This is a genomic window from Gelidibacter salicanalis (assembly GCF_007997285.1).
In the GTDB taxonomy this organism is placed as follows: domain Bacteria; phylum Bacteroidota; class Bacteroidia; order Flavobacteriales; family Flavobacteriaceae; genus Gelidibacter; species Gelidibacter salicanalis.
Genome location: NZ_VORX01000003.1, coordinates 619,587 through 641,773 on the forward strand (window position 1 = coordinate 619,587; position 22,187 = coordinate 641,773).

Consider the following 22,187-nt stretch of genomic DNA (forward strand, 5'->3'; position numbering starts at 1 on the left):
CTGCATCATCCTTAAGAACAATGCAGTTTAAATATACGCTATCAATTGTTTTATAAGCTAAATGTAGCACCTAAATTAAACACAAACTGGTTATGGATCAGGTGTGCTGGATTTATAATGTCATTATCGTATTTTGCTAATGGAAATACGGACTCGGCATAAATTCCAAAACCATCAGAGAAAAAATAGCGCGCGCCTACATGACCTCCAAAATTCTTTAAACTCAAGTTTAAACCTGGATAAAGATCAAAGTTTTCATCAATGTTTAAAACACTTCCTAAGTGGGCATTTAAACGCCCTTTGATATCAAAACGATCTCCAAAACTGGCATCTAATTCTTCCTTAACACCTAAAGCATAGGCTCCCGAAAGACCTACAGAAATGTTTTCGCCCAATCCGTAGTCAAAAGCGACATTTATTCCTGTTGCATTTTCTTGAATATTGGCACCAATTTGTAATTTGTTATCCGTATTACCTTTAAAAGCCTGTGCATTTGCAAAAGAAACGCTTAATATGCTTAATAGTACAATTAGTTTTTTCATTATAAAATATTTGTGTTTTAGGTGAGGCAAAGATACTTATGTTTTTTAAAATGCAAATACTATTGGCCTAAAGTCTTTTGGGTATTCTTAAACGCTTGTTCATTTTTCCACTCGATCCATTTTTGGCCTTTCAGCTTGCGCATCAACGTGTCAAAATGCCGCATGACGACAATGTTATAGATTGCTTTTCCTAAATTCTTTGGATGTCTTGCGATGGCACGTAAACTCATGGAAAATCCAGGGGTCAGGTATTTCATATAATGCCAATAACCCTCCGGCATATAGAGTACTTCGCCATGGTTTAACTCCGTTTTGTAGCCTTTGGCATGTTTTAGCGCTGGCCATTTCTCAAAATCCGGATTGCTAAAGTCGATGTCCTCTCTCGTAATTAAAGAATGTGGAATTTTGTACAGGTATTTATTCTGATTTTGATCGAATAATATGCACAATTTTTTGCCACTAAAATGGAAATGGAATATATTGGCTAAATCAATATCATAATGCATAAACGTGTGCGAATCCTGACCGCCAAAAAAAAGCATGGGCAAGCCCTTCATCAGTTTGAGACCAAAATCAGGATAGGAATAGTCTTTTTGAAGTTGGGGAATTTCCTTTAATGCGTTCCATAAAAAAATTCGGAATTTGGTGGGTTCACGTTTAAGTAGATCAATATAGTCCGCCATTTTCATTTTGGCGTGAGGCTCATTAAAACCATCCTCATGATGCACGGGACGGTCATCATAAAGCGGTACAATTTTATCACCAGCAATAGTTTTAATGTAATCTAAACTCCATTTCTCATAAGCTGGCCAATCTTCAATAAAGTGCTCAATGACGACAGGTTTTTGAGGCTTAAAGTAATTTTTTATAAAATCTTCCTTGGTAATAGTCTTTACACGGGGAATGTCTTTAAGGTCTAATTCCAAAGTTTAAAAGTTTAGCCTGCAAAGTTAAGAAATCGTAAGTAATGCTTTTAAAAGGAATGTTAAATATTTGGGCGTTACTGCGCTAACGCGCCGTCGGGCTGTACGCTATACCTTTTTGCAAAAAAATGCAAAAAGGGTGCCGCTGCCATCCCTAACGCAATTCCGGCTTATTTTAGAATTTTAGACTGCTGTTTGGCCACTTCATTACGTTCAATCTTATGTTCTGGGCGGGTCCATTTTGGCTTTTCACCTAAAGCTTGAAATTGAGATTCTGCTGCTTCCACGGTTTGAGGTTGTACCTTTTTAGTAAATGGCTTTTGCGGATTAAGGCCTAAAGCTTCAAACATTTTCAGGTCTTCATTTACGTCAGGGTTTGGTGTGGTCAATAGTTTATCGCCAGCAAAGATGGAATTAGCTCCAGCAAAGAAACACATAGCTTGGCCTTCTCTACTCATTTGGGTGCGGCCTGCACTTAATCTGACTTGAGTTTCCGGCATTACAATTCTGGCCGTCGCTACCATACGGATCATATCCCAAATTTCAACAGGTTTTTCGTCCGCCAACGGGGTGCCTTCTACAGCAACGAGAGCATTAATAGGCACAGATTCTGGCTGCGGATTTAAAGTAGATAAGGCAACGAGCATACCAGCGCGATCTTCAATTTTTTCTCCCATGCCAATAATTCCGCCACTGCATACGGTCACATTAGTTTTGCGCACGTTATCTATGGTTTGTAAGCGGTCTTCGTACCCTCGGGTTGAGATGACTTCTTTATAATATTCTTCTGAAGAATCTAAGTTGTGGTTATAAGCGTATAAACCTGCTTCAGCAAGACGGTGTGCCTGATTTTCAGTAATCATGCCTAAGGTGCAACACACTTCCATTTCCAATTTATTGATGGTACGTACCATTTCCAAAACTTGGTCAAATTCAGCGCCATCCTTTACATTTCGCCAGGCGGCGCCCATGCATACGCGAGAACTTCCGGTAGATTTTGCGCGCAAAGCCTGGGCCTTTACTTGTTGCACACTCATCAAATCATTGCCTTCTACATTTGTGTGATAGCGCGCTGCTTGTGGGCAATACCCACAATCTTCAGGGCAACCCCCCGTTTTTATGGACAGCAAGGTCGACACCTGAACCGTATTAGGGTCGTGGTGCTGTCTGTGAACGGTTGCCGCTTCGTAAAGCAACTCCATAAATGGTTTATTATAAATAGTAAGAATTTCTTCTTTAGTCCAGTTGTGTCTGATGTTGGTCATGTTAGTCAATTTCAATGATGAGGTAAAAATAACTTATTTAATATGAAAGAATTCTCCAATAGGTCCATAAATTTCAGCAAAGTCTTCTGCGGGACATTCAAACTATTGTCTTTCAGCTGCACAATGGCCATAAAAAATAAATCATTATCGGTATTGCAGAATTTCATTTTTTAAAACATTATTTGGAGTATTCCCGTATCAATTGCCGACCGAGTGCTGCTAAAAAAGGAATTCCAACAGCATCATATTCATACATACCATCATTATAAATTTTGTTTTTATTGACGTGAATGGTGGCGGTAATCAGAAACTCTTGGTTGGTCTTTTTATTGATGATATAGGCCGAGTCCGTTAGATACCCATAGGCATAACCTGTTTTATTATGGATTTTCAAATGCTTTGGGATTGCACTTTTAGAATCGCCTACCACGAGGTGTTTTACCTAAGTATCAGGATAGTCTACAGGGTCATATCCCGCATCTTTTGGTATCATGGCCATCGCGTCAATAATAAATTTTCGATCCAACTCATTCAGCGCAAATTGTTGGTGTTTTGGAAAGGCTTCGGGAAACAGCAAGCGTTTTAAAATACCCTGTAAAGAAGTAATGGGTAAATAGTTTTTAGTGGAAAAATCCATGGGTTGGTTAACTAGGCTGTCGCCTATGGTATAGCCCACACCTTTATTCAGATTATGCATTCGTAAGGGCGCTATTTGCCTATTTGTCTTGGATTCAGTCTTGTAAATCACTTGATTATCCTTGTAAAACAACACCGATTTTGTAGTGAGCTCGGCAGAATTGGGGACAGACAGCCGGTGGTTAATTTGAGCATTTATGCCCTTGTCTTTCAAATGTTCGTTGATGGCGTCTTGGCCTAAATATTCAAATAATCTATTAAAGGCCGTATTGCTACTTACGGCGAAAATATCTATGATGTCCTTGGCAAAAGTTGAAATGATGCTGTCATTCTCCACTTGAAAAGCTGTGTTTCTGTTCACTAATGGATTTTGGTTCAGCTTTTCTAAGGCCAATAAGGCGATGGGTAATTTAACGGTGCTGGCTGGGTAGAAATAGGTGGCGTCATCGACCTGAAATTGATCGTCTTTAAAATGTACTTGGCCATCTTTATCTCTAAAAACTTCAGAAAACAGGATTTGAACTTCATGTGACGGTAAATTGGAGAAGACGCTTTTAAGCTTCACATCATCAGAAGTTATGGCTTTCTTAATTGGACTGACGGAGGCACAACCCACTATAAATAGGAATGCAAGGAAGCTGACATAGTTCATACCATAAAAATAAAGAAAAGGTTTAAGAATAGAAATTTTTAACCAATTCAAAACGGGTTTCAACATCAAAGACAAGTCTCTTCTTTTACTTTGATATTAAAATGGATACGGCATTGCCACCAAATCCTACAGCATTCACCATAATCTTCGCGATCCGTTTAGGGGTTTGCGCCTTTATAAAAGGCACATTGATGAATTCTTGGTGTTGCAGCATGAGTAGTGCCAGTTCTAAACTTAAAACTCCAGAAGCACCAAGACTATGGCCAATTTTCCATTTATTGGAGGTTAGTGCAGGAATCTTGTTGGTGAACACAGCGTTAATCGCGTTGACTTCTGAAGCATCACCTTTTAAAGTTCCTGGGGTATGGGTAACGATAATATCCACCTCGTCAGGATGATGTTGGCCAAGGGCCATTTTCATGGAGCGCTGAAAACATATGGCGTTTGAAGAAACGGACACGTTGTGTTCTAATATTTCCGTGGCGTAGCCGACACCAATGATGGTGGCTAATGCATTTTTAATAATTCCTTGTTCTAAACAGACCATGGCCGCTGCTTCACCGAGCACCATTGAATTCTTTTTCTTGTCAGGATCTAGAGACCGACACGGATAAGCCTTCTGAATTCCTTTCTGAGGTAATACCGCGTAAATCTTTAAAGCTTGCATTTGCGCTACTGTAAATCCGGTTAAAGGCGCTTCGCTACCACCAACTAAAAATTTAGTGCACATGCCGGAATTAATCCAAGCCACACCATTCAATAAGGCGTGCAATGCGGTAGAGCAGGTAATGGAATGGCTTATTTCTGGGCCTTGGGTCTGCAAATCATGAGCCACCCAAGAGGCTATATTACCCAAGGTTGTGGTAGGCGAGCTCAAGGTTTCTGCTCTACCTTGCTTGAGAAATCTCTCGTAATAATTTTCAAACAGTGCCGTCGCGCCGCGCGAAGAGCCAATGTTGATGCCGAAATTATCATGAGCACTCCAACCTGCTTGAGCAACCGCTTTTCGCGCAGTGTATATGGAGTAAAGTACCGAATGGTCTAAATTTTTATAATGGGAATTATCGGTTTTTAAATTGTTTATAGCTTTTTTAACCGATGTTGGTAATTGGCCAACAATTGCTTTCTGCTCACCAAATACTTTTTCAGAAAGGGAATGCTGGTTATGTTGATAAGTGCTCCAAATGTCTGAGCTGGATTCTCCCAGAGGAGACACAGAACTGATGGCAGTAATAGAAACGGGATGTTGCAAAATTTTGAATTTTTGTAAAAATAAAACTATCTCAGAGGCTTCAGGAGAAAAGGCGGGACTATTTTGACAGGAATTGCAGTTTGAACTTTTACTTCTGCGGCATCTAATTTAGAAACAGGTATTTTTAAAGAATTTCTAAGGCATTTTCAATAGTTTTGTAAACTTTTTCCAACTCGCTGTCCGTAATGATATATGGGGCTTGAATATAGATAGTGCTTCCCAAGGGTCTTAAAAACACCCCGTTGTCCATAAAAAACACCAACAATTTATCGCGTAAATTCCCGTAACGCTCCATTTCTATATCCAAGTCCAAGGCAAAAATAATCCCAGTTTGCCGAGTCGTTTTTACCTTTGGGTGGTTTTTGATTCGGGCATTAAATTGTTGGTGGGCTGCCGAAATTCTCTGAATGTTTTGTTGAATGTCATCTGATTGTAACAACTCTATACCAGCCAAAGCCGCCGTACAGGCCAAGGGATTAGCGGAATAGGTATGTCCGTGGAACAATCCTTTACTCATATCGTCACTATAAAATGCATCGTAAATGTCTTGAGAACACGAGGTAATAGCCATTGGCAATAATCCTGCAGTCAAGGCCTTGCTCATACAAATGATATCAGGCATCGTGTCCATATAATCAGAAGCAAAGTGCTTGCCCGTCTTTCCAAATCCGGTCATCACCTCATCGGCCACCGTAATGATTTGATGAGCCTTACAAAATTTTAAAATTTGGTTTAAGCCTTCTGCATTGTGCATTTTCATGGCCGCAGCCCCTTGTACTAAGGGTTCATAAACAAAACCGGCAATATCATGTTCCAAAACTAATTTTTCTAGGAGATTTAAGATCGCCTCGTGATTGTCGCCGTTCGGGGTCGGAATGCGCTTTACGTCCAAAAAAAAGTCTTCAAAAGGTCCATTGTATACCGATAAGCTAGAAACACTCATTGCACCAAAGGTGTCGCCATGAAAGCCATCTTCAAAAGCTAATAATACACTGCGTTTGTCCCCGTGGTTAAAATGGTATTGTAGGGCCATTTTGATTCCAATTTCAACACTGGTCGAACCATTGTCACTGAAAAAGAGTTTATTTTGATTGTCTGGAAGAATTGCAATTAACGCTTCAGAAAGTTTCACGGCAGGTTCATGCGTGAATCCGCTAAAAACCACCTGATCCAACTGCTGCATTTGTGTGGTTACGCGCTCTGTAATAAACGGATTACAATGTCCGTACATGCAGGTATACCAAGAGGCAATAGCATCAATATAGGTGTTGCCATCTTCATCCGTCAGAGTGCACGCTTTCGCTTTTACAATAGCGATGGTTTCTGGATGCAATTTGTGTTGTGTTAAAGGGTGCCAAAGGTGTTTTTTATCGCGTTCTTTTAGGGTCATTTGTATAGGGTATTTTGTCGCATTGAGAGCAGTCGAAATGCAGGTGATGGGTTAACCTCTCAGGAAGTTCTTCGTGGTATTATAGAGTCTCTTTAAATTTTTCAGCGTATTCCAAAACCACATTCTTGTCAAAATAAGGTTCTTCATCGATGCGGCCAATCACGGGAACTTGAGTCATTTTTTCGATGATAGTTTCCGTAGACGGATGCGCTTGTCCACTAAAAATCAGAGCCACCTCAAAACCCTTAGATTTTAAGAGATTTACCGTTAAAAGCGTATGGTTGATGCTGCCCAAATAATGTCTCGACACCACAATGACTTTGTAGCCAGGTTTGATCAGATCTAAAATTGTTTCAGAATCGTTGATGGGCACCAAAATGCCACCGGCACCTTCTATGACCAAATTCTTTTTGGTTTTTAGTGCTTTTATGGTTTTAGCAGACATGGAGACGCCATCAATTTCCGCTGCTGCGTGCGGACTCATGGGCGTGTTCAGTAAGAAACTGCTTGCATGGAACTTCGATTTTTTATTGGAGACTAGGCGCTGAACCTTGGTAGTATCTGAATGCTCCAAATCGCCTGCTTGGATAGGTTTCCAATAGTCGGCGTTGAGGGCTTCTACTAAAATTGCTGAAGCGATGGTTTTTCCAACATCTGTAGAAATTCCGGTTATAAAATATGTGTTCATTTTAGGTCAAATTCGGTTGCACACACCTCGCATGTATACTTGTGTTTGGTATAAAATGGAAGTGATGAAAATAAGAAACCAAAAATAAACCAGAAAAAGGATTTTAGGTCTTTTATTGTAGAGAATAATTCGACATGGGTGCTTTTACAATTGGGACATTGCAGGGGTTTTCCCTCATCGTCTATGGCATAAGGTTGTATGGCGTTTAAAATCTGTTTTGCGGCCATAACTTGAGTAGAAAGTACTTTCAACTTCACGCCACCAATGGCATTGCTGACTAACGGATCGGTATCAATGGTAAGATTATCTGCAAGGAACGCCTCAATGCCGTCCGATTCTAATCGGCCTTTAATAATCTGTGCTTCTGACGAATATTGAAACACCGCAACAGTTGTAAAGGTTCCATTTTTCATTTTATAAATGTTGCTAGAAGTTGTAATACTTGATTTATTTCCTCCCTTGTATTATAAGCATGGATGCAAAAACGCAGTCGTTCTTGACCCTCAGGAACAGTAGTGGAGACAATGGGCTTAACATCGAAACCCTGTTGGTTGAGATGTTTTGCAACTTGTTTTACCTGATCATTTCCGGGAATGACACAACATTGGATTGCAGAATTACTGTCAATAAAGTGAGGTTGAAGCTGGAGTTCACTTACTCGGGCTTTAAAAAGAATAATATTTTTGTGCAATTGTTCAATAGTGTGGGTTTGCTCCAATTCTTTATAAGCCGCTTTAATGGTCATCAGCGAATGCGGCGGTAGGGCAGTAGTGTAGATGAACGGTCTTGAGAAATTGACCAAGTAATCAGAAAGGTGGGCGCTTCCTAAAATGGCGGCGCCGTGGCATCCTAGTGCTTTACCGAAAGTGATGAGACGTGCAAAAATTGAAGTGTCAATACCCAAACTATGGACTAACCCAATTCCTCTTTCTCCAAAAACCCCGACTGCATGGGCTTCATCGACCACAAATCTGAATTTGTGAGCGTTGCAATACGTTGCGATTGCTTTTAAATCGGGTGTATCGCCATCCATAGAAAATACCGATTCCGTAACAATATACACTTCAGAATTATTCTGTTTTTTTTCTAAATGACGTTGGCATAGGCGCTTTAAATCTTCGAGGTCATTATGCTTAAACTTGAAGGCATGGGCGCTACCCAAGCGAATTCCGTCACGGATTGACGCATGAATCAATTCATCGTAAAACACCACATCACCACGCTGCGGAACGCAGGAAAAGAAACCTAGGTTGGCATCATAGCCCGAATTAAAAATCAAGGCGCTTTCACAATAATGTGTTTTGCAAATTAAGTCTTCTAGATCTTTATACAACTCGTGATTCCCGGTTAAAAGGCGAGACCCGCGCGAACCGTTTTGAAAAATAAAGGCCTCTTCTAAATAATAATGGGTATGATCAAAAATGTCTTTAGACATGGAAAAGCCCAAGTAATCATTTGAGGCAAAATCGACCAATTGGTGTGGTGGGCTCAATTTGCGAAAGGTATTTTCTTTTTTTCGTGCCTCTAATTTGTCTAGGAGTTTCTTTGGAATCATGGCGTAAAGATACGAAGTCATTTAATGTTCTTTGTAGCATAAAGACGCAACTAGAAGTATGAAATTTTAAAAATTTTTAGCAATAAATTATTGATAATCGATAATTTATTTCATTAGTGTCCGATAAAAATAAATAATAAATTAACAAACTCATTTAAAGCAATGGACATTAGCAGATTTCCGAAATGAGACCTTGCATTTTAGAAACTGTTTCTACCGAGAGGGAATGTGCGATTTTAATTTAAATGATCGTTGTTTGTCAGTGAGTTGCAAACAAGTCTTAATTCTTTATTCTAACAGCGCAAGCGGTCTTGATTCTTTATCGGACAACAATGAATTTATTTATATTTGTTATTGAAAAACGATAATTTTATTGTTTTGATAAGAAATCACTTTTAAATTTATCTAATGTAATTATTTGGATTTTATAATCTTTCTATCTTCAAGCTTTATCATATTATGGATGACATATTGAAAGAAGGTAGCTTATGTTTAAAAGATAAAATGCTTACAATCTAGTTATGAAGAAAATTAAAATTTTAAACGGCTTTGTTTTATTCCTGATTTTAATGAATCTTGTTTTTTTCGTTGGAAATCTATATATCTCAAGCTTCACAGAATTTGGTGCAGGTATCAACAAAATAGATGAAAAACTAATTTTAGGTTCTCATACGAGAGATATCCAATCTATTTTTTCTTTCATTTTAATCTTCGGATTAATCTATATTTATTTAGGGTTGAAAAAAGTTGTTCAAGAGGGATATTTTATTGAACATAACGTCAAGGTTTTTAAAATTGCAGGTACGTTTTTTATTATTTCTGGAATAGCTCGTCTGAGTCTAGAATCATATTTGTTTTATGCTACGCAGGATGTTACTCATTTAGGTTTTATGGGTCAAGATATGTTTGTTTTGCTCATTGGTTATGGTCTTTTTATTATAGCTGATATTACCGAAAATGGAAGTTTAATGCAGCAAGACAATGAATTAACCATTTAAGCATGTCCATAATAATCAATCTTGACCTCATACTAGAGAAAAGAGGTATGAAAAGTAACGAGCTAGCGGATTCCATTGGTATTACTCCCGCCAATCTTTCCATTTTAAAAACGGGTAAAGCGAGAGCCATTCGGTTTTCAACTTTAGACGCTATTTGTAAAGCCTTGGATTGTCAACCGGGAGATATTTTAGAGTTTATTGAGGAGTAGTTCTGTACAGACCTCACAGGTTTTAAAAACCTGTGAGGTCTAAGAAAGGAATCTAAAACATTGTATATTTGAGAATCAAAATTTTAAATTATGGTTCGTATTATTTTTGGTTTGACGTTTGTCTTATCATCATTTGTTTTTCAAGCCCAAATTTCTTCAAAGTATATTCTTTCTTTTGAGAATGCTGTTCATCATGAGGCCAACATTCAAGCAAATTTCACAAATTTAAAATCTGAAACGGCAACGTTTCGGATGAGCAGGTCGTCCCCTGGACGTTATGCGTTGCATGAATTTGCAAAAAACGTATACAATGTAAAAGTAACCGATGGTAAAGGAAATGAATTGATTGCCACCAGGCCTGATCCGTATTCATGGGAAGTGAAGGGTCATGATGGAACTATTCAGGTGAGCTATACTTTGTTTGCCAACCATGGTGATGGCACTTATGCTCAAATAGATGAGACTCATGCGCATCTAAATGCCCCAGCTACCTTTATGTACGTTCCGGAACTTGAACATCAAGAAATGGAAGTCACTTTTAAGCTGAGAGATGATTTAGATTGGAAGGTGGCCACCCAATTAAAACAGCAACAAGACCAAACCTACTACGCTAGAGATTTGCAATATTTGATGGACAGTCCTATCGAAATTGCAAATTTTAGAACCCGATCTTTTGACCTAAAAGGACAAAATATTGTGTTGGTGCTGCATGATGAGGAAGCTTCAGACTCAGAGTTAGATATGTATTTTGAAAAGGTAAAGAAGGTAGTTTTAGAGCAAATGATGGTATTTGGCGAACTTCCAACCTTTGATTACGGCGAGTATCTATTCTTAGCCTGCTATATGCCCAATGCTTCTGGTGATGGCATGGAACACCGTAATTCCACTTCAATACCAAGTTCGAGGAGTTTGACCCAAGGTGGGATGGACGGAAATATAGGCACTGTGGCGCACGAATTTTTTCATTGTTGGAATGTGGAACGTTTACGTCCAAAATCCTTGGAGCCTTTCGATTTTTCAAAAGCCAATATGAGTGGCGATTTATGGTTTGCTGAAGGATTTACCAGTTATTACGACGATCTATCTTTAGTGCGATCAGGAATCATAAGTAGGGAAGAATACTTGAAAGGGTTGGCAGGAACCTTCAATTACGTTTGGACCTCTCCGGGACGACAATTCTTTAATCCTATTGAAATGAGTTACCAAGCACCGTTTGTGGATGCGGCGAGATCTGTTGACGAAACCAATAGAGAGAACACTTTTATTTCTTATTATTCGTACGGCAGTATGTTAGGTTTGGCGCTTGATATGTTTCTCAGGGCAGAAGACCTAACTTTGGATGCTTATATGAGGTCAATTTGGAAGCAGTATGGAAAGCCTGAAACCCCTTATACTGTAGCGCAATTACAGCAAAGTTTGAGTGATTTTGCAGGACAGCAATTTGCAAATGACTTCTTTGGAAATTATATTCATAAGAGTGGAATGCCAGATTTTGAAAGCCTATTGAAAAACATGGGAATAATTTTGGAGACAAAAGATGCTATTGATTTTGGTGCCATGGTCAGAAGCCAGAGATTAGTTAATAACCCTAAGATGGGCTCCTCGGCTTATAAAGCAGGCTTCCAGAAAGGCGATAAGCTCCTTCAAGTTGGGGCGGTAATGCTAGACGGCAACGTGAGTATCAATTCCGTACTAAGCACGTTTAAAACAGGTGATAAGGTGGCTGTAAAGGTGGAGCGCCACGGCAGTGAAAAAGAATTGTCCCTAATTATTGGAACAGAAATCTCCTATAAGCTGCACTATATGGAGGGCAGTGCTAAAGAATTCACCAAAAAAATTAAGGAGCAGCAAGCCGATTGGTTAAATAGTAAAGTATAACACAAAAAAATCACGCTGAAAGGCGTGATTTTTTTTATCTTATAAGTGTTCGTTTAGTTTTAATCTACTAAAACAATAACGTTATTTTCTTTCATTTCTACAGTCCCGCTGTTGATATCGAGCACCCATTGGCCATCTTCTTGAACAAAGTTCTTTTCTTGTCCATCAACGAAGCTTGCATCGCCTTTAAACTTTACTTTTCCTTTACCTAGAATCGCTACAATAGCGGCGTGATTATTCAACATTTGGAATTCGCCCTCAACACCAGGTACCGTAACGCTAACAACGTTACCGCTAAATAAGGATGCTTCTGGGGATACAATTTCTAAATACATAGTTTTTTAGTTTGCAGTCCGCAGGCTGCAGTATCCAATCACTAAAGACTGAAAACTGAAGCCTACCTACTTATTTTTAAGCTTCAGCAAGCATTTTTTCTCCTGACTCGATAGCTTCTTCAATAGTTCCCTTAAGGTTGAATGCAGCCTCTGGTAAGTGATCTAACTCACCTTCCATAATCATGTTGAATCCTTTAATTGTTTCTTTGATGTCAACTAATGTTCCTGGGATTCCAGTAAATTGTTCAGCAACATGGAAGGGTTGCGATAAGAAACGTTGTACACGTCTTGCTCTATTTACCGCTAATTTATCTTCTTCAGATAATTCTTCCATCCCTAAGATGGCAATAATATCTTGAAGTTCTTTATAGCGTTGTAATAATTCTTTAACGCGAGTTGCGCAGTTGTAATGCTCACTCCCTAAAATATCTGCAGATAAGATACGTGACGTTGAATCCAATGGATCCACCGCAGGGTAAATACCTAACTCAGCAATTTTACGAGACAATACCGTTGTGGCATCTAAGTGGGCAAACGTTGTTGCCGGTGCAGGATCCGTTAAATCATCCGCAGGTACGTAAACCGCTTGTACAGATGTAATAGAACCTCTTTTTGTTGAGGTAATACGCTCTTGCATGGCACCCATTTCTGTTGCCAATGTTGGTTGGTAACCTACAGCAGAAGGCATACGACCTAATAATGCAGATACCTCAGAACCCGCTTGTGTAAAACGGAAAATGTTGTCCACAAAGAAAAGGACGTCTTTACCTTGAGCGTCTCCAGCACCATCACGGAAATATTCTGCAATGGTTAAACCTGATAAGGCCACACGTGCACGTGCTCCAGGAGGTTCGTTCATTTGTCCGAAAACGAAGGTCGCTTTGGAATCTTTCATTATTTCTTTATCTACTTTGGATAAGTCCCATCCCCCTTCTTCCATAGAGTGCATAAAGTCATCACCATACTTGATAATGCCTGACTCTAACATCTCTCTCAAAAGGTCATTTCCTTCACGAGTTCGTTCTCCAACTCCAGCAAATACTGAAAGTCCACCGTGACCTTTTGCAATATTGTTAATCAACTCCTGAATTAATACTGTTTTACCAACACCAGCACCACCAAATAAACCAATTTTACCACCTTTTGCATAAGGCTCGATCAAATCGATTACTTTGATACCTGTGAATAAAACTTCAGTAGAAGTTGAAAGATCTTCAAATTTAGGTGCTTGTCTGTGGATTGGTAAACCAGCGTCGCCAGCTTTAGGCAAATCGCCTAATCCATCAATAGCATCTCCAATAACATTAAATAAACGTCCGTAAACATCTTCGCCAATTGGCATTTGAATAGGAGCGCCTGTTGCTACAACTTCAGTTCCTCTGCTGAGTCCATCAGAAGAATCCATAGCGATGGTACGAACTGTATCTTCACCAATATGAGATTGAACTTCTAGTACCAATAAAGAACCATCAGGTCTTTTAATTTCTAAAGAATCATAGATTTTTGGAAGGCTTGAACCCGCTTTAAAGGCTACGTCGATAACTGGACCAACGATTTGTGCAACTTTACCTGTAACTTTTGACATTACTTATATGTTTAATGTTGAATTGAAATTTTCTGCAAAAACATTGATACCCAAACAAGTCGAATACTTAGTTTTTCGCGCTGCAAAGATATAGTTTTTTACCTAATTATAAACTCCTTTATTGGCTTTTTTAAGCATAAAAAAACACCTTCTTTTGAAAGGTGTTTTGGAATCTCTATTTTACTGTAAATTATCTTAAGTCTTTACTATAGTTTGTTGGATATTCTCCTGCATTTGCCGTTACGCCAGCAGCAATAAAATTGGAGCCGTACTGAGCGTCAATGGCTTTCAGGAATTCATTGGCCATAAGTGCATAACCTCTAGAAGTTAAATGAATTCCATCTAAACTAATAAGTCCACCACTTACTAATTTTGTATTAAAGATAAAATCGCCATCAGCAAAACCAACTGTAGATGCGGTCTCTAAAATGGTTTTAAAATCTACAAGAGCTAAATCTTTAGCGGCTGCAACGGCTGCGATAGTTTGATTGTAAGCATCAGTTGCGGCTTTAATTTCAGCTTGTTCACTTGGGATTAAAACCCATTTGTCGGCAAGTGGTAAGGTGACACCTTCTACAGAAAATTGACCTGCTAAAGCTTGAGGTAAACCTTTAGCCATTAAGGCTTGTACAGAACTCATGTTAACTGTGCCAATAACTGAACTGCTTGGTAATACTAATAAATCACTAGCTGTAGCTTGTCTTGTTTGACCATAAGTTGTAGCTAATAAATTCGCAACTAATGGGGCAGCTTGAGCTGGCAAACCAAATTGTGCAATAAATGCAGGAAATGTTGGACTTGCGTTAAGAGCGCCTTCAATTATTGGTGAAATATTCTGTAAACTTTCGTCGTAGATAACCACTGCGCTTGCTGCCGTTTCAGAAAACACAATCTGTCTGCTTGGATCAACTTGAGCAAAAATTTGATTCAAAGCGCCAAAGATGTTATTTAATAATGGAATTTGAGGTCCGAATGCTGGATTTGCAGGACTTAGCGGTTTTGCAGGTACAGTTGTAAAATGGGCTAAGTTGGTAATGTAAGGAACGTTTGCTACAGCACCTTTAGCGCCATTGCTCGTTAATGCATCTACTGCAGCTTTAAATGATGCTGCAAATACGTTAGGGTCTGTAATATCGTTTGAACCGTAAGTTCTTGGGTCAATATTACCCGTTTGGTTTACTCCAGTGCCTCCCGAGATTGCATAGGCTAAAACATCATTACCACCTATTTCTGATAGGGTAAAGAAGGTTGGGTTTTGAGCAACGGCATCGCCAATTACGGTGGCTGTAGCGCTTGAGGCCATGCGTCCGAAATACGGATTAGCTGCACCATACCCAGGTACTCCTAAGTGAAAACTTTTAAGGCCAGGGATGCCATAATTATTAAATGGGCCGGTTAAACGATCCGTAAGTTGTGTTGTGGGGGTCGCATCCAAAAGTTTAGGTGCAGGACTTGCTCCAGATAAATCCAGATAGAGTCTTGGAGCGACGACGGTTGTTGTTCCCATGACAAAACCGCCAATATTATCTTTCATTAATGGTTGCATAAAAGTACCGCCTCCAACCTTAGCAAATTGCATGTTTAGGATGTTAGGAAACGAATTTTCCTGTGCTTTTATGAAAAGGGCATTGTCCGTGTATCCTGCTGAAAAGGAAGCACCAACAGCCACATATTTTGAAAAGTCTGCAGAGCCAGCAGTAAGCTCTGGCAGGGGCTCAGGAGCTGGATTGTAATCATACTCGTCATCACTACACGCTGTAAAACTGACTAAAACAGCAGACAGCAGTAAATATTTTATATTTTTCATTGTATTATTTTTTATAAGTTGTTGATAGTCCAGGAAACGTAATACATTGATCCTATAGCGCCTGTACCAATAGCAGTGTTGTACTCTTTACCAAGAACGTTGGTCGCACCAAGCTTAAATATAGATTTTAAAGATGGTATGGTATAGTTAACCTGTGCATCAAGCGAGTGAAACGCTGGGATGGCACCATCACCAAAAGTAGCTTGCCAGTAGTAATCATCACTCCATCTCCAAGCGCTATTGAAGCCGAAGTTCTTAAACAAATTGGCATTACCGAAGTTAATTTTTGCTTTATGTTCTGGAGTATTGAAACTGGTCTTAAAATCTGGAAACGCAGCTTGATCGAAATCTTGTTTCGTGTACGTATAACTTCCTCCTAAATCAAAATCCCCCAATACTTTCGTGTTGATTCCGATAGAACCACCATATGAATTGACGTCAGCTTTTGAGTTGGTATAAGTTTGGTACGCTTGGAAATCTCCATTTGCAATCGCAGCGATGGATAGTCCATTGTCTCCTGCGGTTCCGTATAAAGGAGCAACTACCACTTCACCTGAAATGAAATCTTGGTATTTGTTGTAGTAGACACTCATGTCGATAATCACTTTATCAATTTTTCCTCTATAGCCAACTTCTGCAGTCGTAATTTTTTCAGGAGTTACTAAAGCGGAATTTCCGATTTTCAAATCGGCAGGGTTTTCAGATTGTGCAAAAGCCGTAACTGATGACGCTAAGTACGAATTGTTATAAGCAGCACCACCTGTCTGGGTTATTTGAGCAGGTTGTCCAAATCCTAATTGGCCAGCGGCACTAATGTCATAGCTTCTAGAATATCGGTCTAGGTTGCTAGGTGCAGAACCAACAAGGATGGCACGGCCGGCATCTAAACCGATAAATAAATCTTGAGTGGTTGGGTTTCTAAATCCTGTTTGAACTGAAGCTCTGATGTTGTGATTTTGATTTACGGTAAAACCTGCAGAAAGTCTTGGAGACAAAAAGCCATCAAAAAATTCTGATTTGTCATAACGGGCAGACGCCGTTAATTTTAATTTCATCTCTGCACCCAGGTCGAAATCTTTTTGCATTTGGGTATAAATTCCAAATTCTGAATAAGGAATAGAACCATCATAATCAGTATAAATTGTTCCGGAAGAATTTAAGTCATATTTTCTATAGGACCCTCCAACTTGAATATCTATAACGTCCCAAAGGTGGCTAAAGTTATAATTACCATCTGCATGCGTGTATTTAGACTGGTCTTTAAATTGTGATCCTTGGGAAAAATCAGGATCGGCGATAATTCTGTTAAATGCATTTTCGAATTCAGGAGTTCCTGGTTCAAATCGGCCTGTTTCTGCTTTTGCTCTAGCGGCAGCGTGTGCTTGTGCATCCGTAGCACCATTAAAAGTGGCACCAGCATAGGTTTGAATATACTCTCCAAACCATTGTGTGTCTGGCTTCCAGGCACGGTTAATATTAATTCCTGTAAATACCATATCATAAGAATCTCCAGCGTTGTCGGACACTACATAGCCTCTAACGAAGAAATTATCATTTCTAACCTCAATCTTATGTTGTTGTTGTGTAAAATTAGTAATGGCGTATCGGTTTGTACCTTGATAAATAGTAGAACCTGTACCCACTTTACCGACGTACTGAATTTCAAAGTCGTTTGCCCAAGGTCTGAAGTATAATCCCCAATCTGCTTTAATGCTTTCTGCATTATAATCGGTCAAATCCCGTTCTTCATAACCTGTACGGCTCACTACCACATCCGGTACAACTCCAAGTCCTCCTGAAGCCGCTCTAATATTTGTAGATACTTCATCACCATAAATATTGTACCCGTCATAACCAATGCTTGCTCTGGTGGCTCCTGTGCCAGGCTTGCCGTCATAGTTGTTAGCGGTCCAATCCGTTCCTTTTAACCAACCAAAATTTACTTTTGCCGCAAAATGATCAGTGAATTTGTAGGCCATTCTTAGGCCTGAATCTCTGTAAGTATTATCGCCACTAGCATCTTGAGATGTGATGCCTTGTTTGTGGTAGCCACTAATCCCTTGAAAATCGAATGGATTTTTACTTCGCATAAAGAGGATACCGTTAAACGCATTGGCACCGTATAATGCGGATGCAGCACCCGGTAGCAACTCCACACTTAAAACGTCCGTTTCATTCATCCCCACTAAATTTCCAATGGGGAAGTTGAGGGCAGGAGAAGAGTTGTCCATGCCGTCTACCAATTGCATAAAACGCGTATTGGCAAAGGTGGCGAACCCTCTGGTATTAATAGACTTAAATGTTAAACTGTTGGTATTGACATCAACTCCTTTTAAATTTTCAAGACCGTCATAAAAACCAGCAGAAGCCGTGTTTTTTATTTCTTTAAGGCCAAATCTCTCCACCGTAACTGGCGATTCGAAGACACGTTCAGGAGTTCTGGAAGCAGAAATGACCACCTCGTCCAAGGAGGTGCCTTCACTGAGTTTGAAATCAATAGTTTGTGTGGTAGAAGTTACTTCTTTGGTAACGGTATCAAAACCAACACTGCTCACCTGAATTTTAAACGGAGGGGTTTGACTCGCGTTTAAAGTGTAATTCCCATCAAAATCCGATATTGTTCCAGTGCTCGTTCCTACTACAATCACGTTCGCTCCCGGTAGGGGCTGTCCGTTCGTGTCCGTTACTTTTCCAGTTACTGTTGTTTGCGAATACGTAAGCGTAACGCAGAACAGCATCATAATTTTAAGAATTGTTTTCATTTTAGGAGATTAGTTATTATGGATACCAATATAAATAATTAAATGATACTTTGAATCGTTTTTTTTATAAAATTATGCATGCATAGTATTTTTATTCATCAAATTGCGTAAAAATTTGAGATATTCTCCAAAAAAAAGCCCAAAAACTAATATTTAATAGTTTTTGGGCTTGAAATGTTTAATTTTATTGTAAGACTAATAATCCAATGGTGAGCTTATTCTACCGTCACGGATTTGGCCAGATTACGCGGCTGATCAACGTTTTTGCCAAGCAAAACAGCAATGTGGTAAGACAACAGTTGTAACGGAATAGTAGTCAATAATGGAGATAAATTTTCTAAAGTTTCAGGAACCTCAATAACATGGTCAGCAAGCTCTCTAACGCTGACATCGCCTTGGGTCACAATACCGATAATTTTACCTTTTCTTGCTTTAATTTCCTGAATGTTACTAACCACTTTTTCGTAATGCCCTTTTTTGGTGGCAATAACGATTACCGGCATGTTTTCATCAATTAAGGCAATAGGGCCATGTTTCATTTCAGCGGCAGGATAGCCTTCAGCATGAATATAAGAAATCTCTTTAAGTTTCAACGCGCCTTCTAGAGCTACCGGGAAATTGTAGCCTCTCCCCAAGTACAGCATGTTGCGGGAATCCTTATACGTTTCAGCAATGGCTTGTATATGTTTGTCTGCTTTTAAAGCTTCAGCAACTTTTTCCGGAATCAATTCCAACTCCTGCAGCTGACGTCTATAATCAGAACTAGACATTGTGCCGTTAGCTCTGGCAAGACGTAAGGCAATTAATGTTAAGATGGTAATTTGCGTTGTAAACGCTTTTGTTGAAGCCACTCCTATTTCAGGACCAGCGTGCGTATAAGCTCCTGCATGCGTTTCTCTAGCAATGGTTGATCCAACAACATTACAAACCCCAAATACGAAAGCGCCTTTCGATTTTGCTAATTTAATAGCGGCCAAGGTATCTGCAGTTTCACCAGATTGTGAAATGGCAATGACCACATCTTTTTCTGTAATCACTGGGTTCCTATATCTAAATTCAGAAGCGTATTCCACTTCAACTGGGATGCGCGCTAGATCTTCAAAGATGTATTCCGCTACCAAGCCGGCGTGCCACGACGTCCCACAGGCTACAATAATAATACGGTCTGCATTAAGAAAACGCTTCATATTATCTTCAACACCCACCATTTTAATAATAGCGTCGTCTACTAATAAACGACCTCTATACGTATCCTTTATCGCTAAGGGTTGCTCATAGATTTCTTTAAGCATGAAGTGGTCAAAGCCTCCTTTTTCAATCTGCTCCAGGTTGAGTTGTAATTTCTGGATGTAGGGATTCACTAAAGAATCATCGGCAATTTTTCTGATTTTGATGTCTTTATCAAGTCTAAGAATCGCCATTTCTTCATCTTCCAAATAGATGGCATTGTCCGTAAACTCAATAAAAGGAGAAGCATCACTGGCGACAAAAAATTCACCATCGCCAATACCAATAGCCAAGGGGCTACCCAATTTAGCAACTACAATTTCGTTAGGTCTTGTTTTGTCAAAAACGGCAATGGCGTATGCACCTACTACTTGGTTGAGCGCAATCTGAACGGCTTTACCTAACTTGACTTTCTCGTTGGTCATCACATCTTCAATCAAGTTGATCAGAACTTCAGTATCAGTATCAGATTGAAATGTGTACCCACGTTTGATCAACTCCTTTTTTAAAGAATCGTAATTCTCGATGATTCCATTATGAATAATGACCAAGTTGCCAGAATTTGAATAATGAGGATGAGAGTTAACATCATTTGGAACCCCGTGAGTAGCCCAACGGGTGTGGCCTATTCCTAATGTTCCACTAGTGGAAGTGTTCTTATTAAAGAGTGTTTCCAAATCAGCCACTTTGCCTTTGGTCTTGCACATATTCAGGTCTTTTCCGTCATATAGAGCAATTCCGGCACTGTCGTACCCTCTGTATTCTAATCGTTTCAATCCTTTTAAAACAATAGGGTAGGCTTCTCTACGCCCTATATATCCAACAATTCCACACATATATTATTTGTATTATTCGTTAGGTTCAGTATAAAATATCTCCAAATATAATTTTTTGGTTTCATCCGCAGTATTGTTGCCGTATAACACGGTCCCTTTTGGAGAAAGGATAGCACTTACTGGAGATGTTTTAACTGCACTATTTTCAGATGATAAAATTGAGAGTGGTACAGATACGCCCTCAATATTGACATTGGTTGAAACCGCCAAACCAAGACTCACATTGGTAGAATCTCTTAAAAGAAGATTTTTAATATGTTCTGTAATGGTGATTTTGTATTTAACACCTTGTGACGTATTATCATCGCTTACACGCTCTAATTTACCAAGGTGATTTACCCTAGAGTTATTTGGTGTTACCTTGTCTTCTGAATCAAAACTATAATCCAACAAGGGCCTATTGTTCTTAGTATCGTAAATGTAAATTCTATCTGGTTCTTGGCCTAGAGTTTGGCTTTGGTCTACGTAAAAAATAAGATTGGCCTCATTGATCAAGCGTTTGGCTTTTAGGAATTTTCCGGCTGCATCTGTTTCTACGTATTCATTCTTAAAATCTTCAAATGCCGTTTGGGTTCCAAGGTCGCTGTCAATATCAGTACCTCCAAATAAATTGATAACTGCCATAGCACCCTCACCTCCTTTAAGGTAAAGCTTCTCATCACCAGTTGTTGGATTGCCCTGTGTAATGGTCTTAGTAAAATTATTCTCAAAGAAATTTACTCTATTACCAGCAAAGTTCAATTTATAATTGCCTGTGACGCGTTCAGTAGCCGTTCCCGTTGGAGGAGAGCTGTAATACATTACAATTCCGGCATTAGATGACCCGAAATTGAGGAGCATCATACTACCATTGTCTGCCACAGTTTCAGTCTCAAAATAGAGGCCTCTATAATAGTTCTGAAAATTATTTGCATTGCTTAATTCTGTACTGCCTTCCTTGAGGATAATTTTGTTTTTCCAATACAGCGTGTCCATTTTGATGCGTAACGCAGGAGTTGTCCGGGTAAGTTCAGTACCCACTTTTTGTACGATTTCTTCATTGCTTGGGATGAATCCTGGCAAACTTTGCAAAGGTGCCCAACGCAATGTGCTTAACGGAATCTGAGAAGTCTCGGATAGCGATCGGTTAGAATAGTATTTTTGAGCAGAATTAAATTCTGAATTCGGATCAAAACTTCTCAAAAAGTAAGTGTTCTCGTAAATGTTGATATTAATTGGGGCTGTTCCGTATACAGAATCCAATTTATAAGTGCTGGCACCATCTTTCTGCCCCGTAACTGTACTAAAATATGGAACGGTTAACACTACTGAATCCAAACGTACATTTTCAGGAAAAGTCGGATTATAGGTAGCCGGCGTTACTTGAGTAACCACATTTGCTGTCGTTGAGCCATAGGCCAAATCATTGTAATACCCTAGTAAATTAGAGGGTAAACCATTTGTCTGTACAGGGTTCAGTTTTTTAGTATAGGCAGTAACCTCATATTGGCTATCGGACATTCCAAAATTATTTTGTCCAGAAATATCTGAATCAAGAGACACATAATCTTTATCACAGGCAATAAACAACGTGGTTAATGCTAAAAGAAAAACTAATGGTGTATAGGCGTATTTTGTTTTTTTCATTACTAGATTTAAATGGGTTGA

Annotated in this window: 19 protein-coding genes; 3 read left to right on the top strand and 16 right to left on the bottom strand. The window is 39.3% G+C overall.

The annotated features are described in order from the left end of the window. Positions 1-50: 50 nt before the first annotated feature. The 10 genes from ES711_RS08940 to ES711_RS08985 all read right to left on the bottom strand — a co-directional run bounded on the left by ES711_RS08940 (position 51) and on the right by ES711_RS08985 (position 8,924). Positions 51-542 (bottom strand): DUF6646 family protein, encoded by a 492-nt coding sequence (locus ES711_RS08940; protein WP_146892726.1) that lies wholly within the window; start codon positions 540-542, stop codon positions 51-53. Positions 543-601: 59 nt separating this feature from the next. Beyond that, entirely contained in the window at positions 602-1,468 is an 867-nt protein-coding gene (locus tag ES711_RS08945) for a cupin-like domain-containing protein (protein WP_146892728.1), read from the bottom strand. 167 nt (positions 1,469-1,635) lie between these two features. After that, positions 1,636-2,730 carry a biotin synthase BioB gene (gene bioB / locus ES711_RS08950; protein ID WP_146892729.1) on the bottom strand — a complete coding sequence of 365 codons (1,095 nt, stop codon included), beginning with the start codon at positions 2,728-2,730 and terminating at the stop codon, positions 1,636-1,638. Between the two features lie 178 nt (positions 2,731-2,908). Further along, positions 2,909-3,124, bottom strand: a complete 216-nt coding sequence (locus ES711_RS08955) for a hypothetical protein (protein ID WP_146892731.1) — start codon at positions 3,122-3,124, stop codon at positions 2,909-2,911. A 48-nt stretch (positions 3,125-3,172) separates the two neighbouring features. Further along, on the bottom strand, positions 3,173-4,018 hold the full coding sequence (locus ES711_RS08960) for a serine hydrolase (protein WP_170245252.1): 846 nt from the start codon (positions 4,016-4,018) through the stop codon (positions 3,173-3,175). Between the two features lie 85 nt (positions 4,019-4,103). Continuing rightward, positions 4,104-5,270 carry a beta-ketoacyl synthase N-terminal-like domain-containing protein gene (locus ES711_RS08965; protein ID WP_146892735.1) on the bottom strand — a complete coding sequence of 389 codons (1,167 nt, stop codon included), beginning with the start codon at positions 5,268-5,270 and terminating at the stop codon, positions 4,104-4,106. Positions 5,271-5,394: 124 nt separating this feature from the next. Beyond that, positions 5,395-6,660, bottom strand: a complete 1,266-nt coding sequence (gene bioA / locus ES711_RS08970; protein WP_146892737.1) for an adenosylmethionine--8-amino-7-oxononanoate transaminase — start codon at positions 6,658-6,660, stop codon at positions 5,395-5,397. Positions 6,661-6,739: 79 nt separating this feature from the next. Next, a complete protein-coding gene (bioD, locus tag ES711_RS08975; protein ID WP_146892739.1) occupies positions 6,740-7,348 on the bottom strand; it encodes a dethiobiotin synthase in 609 nt (202 codons plus the stop codon). Continuing rightward, positions 7,345-7,761: a putative signal transducing protein gene (locus ES711_RS08980; RefSeq protein WP_146892741.1), complete on the bottom strand. Its 417-nt coding sequence runs from the start codon at positions 7,759-7,761 to the stop codon at positions 7,345-7,347. The genes bioD and ES711_RS08980 overlap by 4 nt, the downstream gene beginning before the upstream one ends. Further along, positions 7,758-8,924 (bottom strand): aminotransferase class I/II-fold pyridoxal phosphate-dependent enzyme, encoded by a 1,167-nt coding sequence (locus tag ES711_RS08985; protein WP_246139160.1) that lies wholly within the window; start codon positions 8,922-8,924, stop codon positions 7,758-7,760. The genes ES711_RS08980 and ES711_RS08985 overlap by 4 nt, the downstream gene beginning before the upstream one ends. Before the next feature lie 500 nt (positions 8,925-9,424). Between ES711_RS08985 and ES711_RS08990 the strand changes: the two genes are divergently transcribed. The 3 genes from ES711_RS08990 to ES711_RS09000 all read left to right on the top strand — a co-directional run bounded on the left by ES711_RS08990 (position 9,425) and on the right by ES711_RS09000 (position 11,988). Then, on the top strand, positions 9,425-9,901 hold the full coding sequence (locus tag ES711_RS08990; RefSeq protein WP_146892743.1) for a DUF2975 domain-containing protein: 477 nt from the start codon (positions 9,425-9,427) through the stop codon (positions 9,899-9,901). 2 nt (positions 9,902-9,903) lie between these two features. Beyond that, positions 9,904-10,110 (top strand): helix-turn-helix domain-containing protein, encoded by a 207-nt coding sequence (locus ES711_RS08995; protein ID WP_146892745.1) that lies wholly within the window; start codon positions 9,904-9,906, stop codon positions 10,108-10,110. Positions 10,111-10,200: 90 nt separating this feature from the next. Beyond that, positions 10,201-11,988 carry a M61 family metallopeptidase gene (locus ES711_RS09000; protein WP_146892747.1) on the top strand — a complete coding sequence of 596 codons (1,788 nt, stop codon included), beginning with the start codon at positions 10,201-10,203 and terminating at the stop codon, positions 11,986-11,988. A 59-nt stretch (positions 11,989-12,047) separates the two neighbouring features. On the opposite strand, the gene ES711_RS09005 is transcribed toward ES711_RS09000, so the two are convergent. The 6 genes from ES711_RS09005 to ES711_RS09030 all read right to left on the bottom strand — a co-directional run bounded on the left by ES711_RS09005 (position 12,048) and on the right by ES711_RS09030 (position 22,166). Continuing rightward, a complete protein-coding gene (locus ES711_RS09005; RefSeq protein ID WP_146892749.1) occupies positions 12,048-12,323 on the bottom strand; it encodes a F0F1 ATP synthase subunit epsilon in 276 nt (91 codons plus the stop codon). A gap of 76 nt (positions 12,324-12,399) precedes the next feature. Then, positions 12,400-13,908 carry a F0F1 ATP synthase subunit beta gene (atpD, locus tag ES711_RS09010; RefSeq protein WP_146892751.1) on the bottom strand — a complete coding sequence of 503 codons (1,509 nt, stop codon included), beginning with the start codon at positions 13,906-13,908 and terminating at the stop codon, positions 12,400-12,402. A 190-nt stretch (positions 13,909-14,098) separates the two neighbouring features. Continuing rightward, the gene (locus tag ES711_RS09015) at positions 14,099-15,715 is read right to left on the bottom strand and encodes an SGNH/GDSL hydrolase family protein (RefSeq protein WP_146892753.1); all 1,617 of its coding nucleotides are present in this window, start codon (positions 15,713-15,715) and stop codon (positions 14,099-14,101) included. A gap of 11 nt (positions 15,716-15,726) precedes the next feature. Continuing rightward, positions 15,727-18,477 (bottom strand): TonB-dependent receptor, encoded by a 2,751-nt coding sequence (locus tag ES711_RS09020; protein WP_146892755.1) that lies wholly within the window; start codon positions 18,475-18,477, stop codon positions 15,727-15,729. Between the two features lie 215 nt (positions 18,478-18,692). Next, positions 18,693-20,540, bottom strand: coding sequence for a glutamine--fructose-6-phosphate transaminase (isomerizing) (gene glmS, locus ES711_RS09025; RefSeq protein ID WP_146892757.1), 1,848 nt, complete (start codon positions 20,538-20,540; stop codon positions 18,693-18,695). Positions 20,541-20,552: 12 nt separating this feature from the next. Next, positions 20,553-22,166 carry a DUF4270 domain-containing protein gene (locus ES711_RS09030; RefSeq protein ID WP_146892759.1) on the bottom strand — a complete coding sequence of 538 codons (1,614 nt, stop codon included), beginning with the start codon at positions 22,164-22,166 and terminating at the stop codon, positions 20,553-20,555. Positions 22,167-22,187 lie beyond the last annotated feature (21 nt).

Excerpts from the sequence above, each read along its gene's own strand:
- ES711_RS08940 (WP_146892726.1), bottom strand. The coding sequence starts at position 542 with ATGAAAAAACTAATTGTACTATTAAGCATATTAAGCGTTTCTTTTGCA.
- bioB (WP_146892729.1), bottom strand. The coding sequence starts at position 2,730 with ATGACCAACATCAGACACAACTGGACTAAAGAAGAAATTCTTACTATT.
- ES711_RS08960 (WP_170245252.1), bottom strand. The coding sequence starts at position 4,018 with ATGAACTATGTCAGCTTCCTTGCATTCCTATTTATAGTGGGTTGTGCC.
- bioA (WP_146892737.1), bottom strand. The coding sequence starts at position 6,660 with ATGACCCTAAAAGAACGCGATAAAAAACACCTTTGGCACCCTTTAACA.
- bioD (WP_146892739.1), bottom strand. The coding sequence starts at position 7,348 with ATGAACACATATTTTATAACCGGAATTTCTACAGATGTTGGAAAAACC.
- ES711_RS08980 (WP_146892741.1), bottom strand. The coding sequence starts at position 7,761 with ATGAAAAATGGAACCTTTACAACTGTTGCGGTGTTTCAATATTCGTCA.
- ES711_RS08985 (WP_246139160.1), bottom strand. The coding sequence starts at position 8,924 with ATGACTTCGTATCTTTACGCCATGATTCCAAAGAAACTCCTAGACAAA.
- ES711_RS08990 (WP_146892743.1), top strand. The coding sequence starts at position 9,425 with ATGAAGAAAATTAAAATTTTAAACGGCTTTGTTTTATTCCTGATTTTA.
- ES711_RS08995 (WP_146892745.1), top strand. The coding sequence starts at position 9,904 with ATGTCCATAATAATCAATCTTGACCTCATACTAGAGAAAAGAGGTATG.
- ES711_RS09000 (WP_146892747.1), top strand. The coding sequence starts at position 10,201 with ATGGTTCGTATTATTTTTGGTTTGACGTTTGTCTTATCATCATTTGTT.
- ES711_RS09005 (WP_146892749.1), bottom strand. The coding sequence starts at position 12,323 with ATGTATTTAGAAATTGTATCCCCAGAAGCATCCTTATTTAGCGGTAAC.
- atpD (WP_146892751.1), bottom strand. The coding sequence starts at position 13,908 with ATGTCAAAAGTTACAGGTAAAGTTGCACAAATCGTTGGTCCAGTTATC.
- ES711_RS09015 (WP_146892753.1), bottom strand. The coding sequence starts at position 15,715 with ATGAAAAATATAAAATATTTACTGCTGTCTGCTGTTTTAGTCAGTTTT.
- ES711_RS09020 (WP_146892755.1), bottom strand. The coding sequence starts at position 18,477 with ATGAAAACAATTCTTAAAATTATGATGCTGTTCTGCGTTACGCTTACG.
- glmS (WP_146892757.1), bottom strand. The coding sequence starts at position 20,540 with ATGTGTGGAATTGTTGGATATATAGGGCGTAGAGAAGCCTACCCTATT.
- ES711_RS09030 (WP_146892759.1), bottom strand. The coding sequence starts at position 22,166 with ATGAAAAAAACAAAATACGCCTATACACCATTAGTTTTTCTTTTAGCA.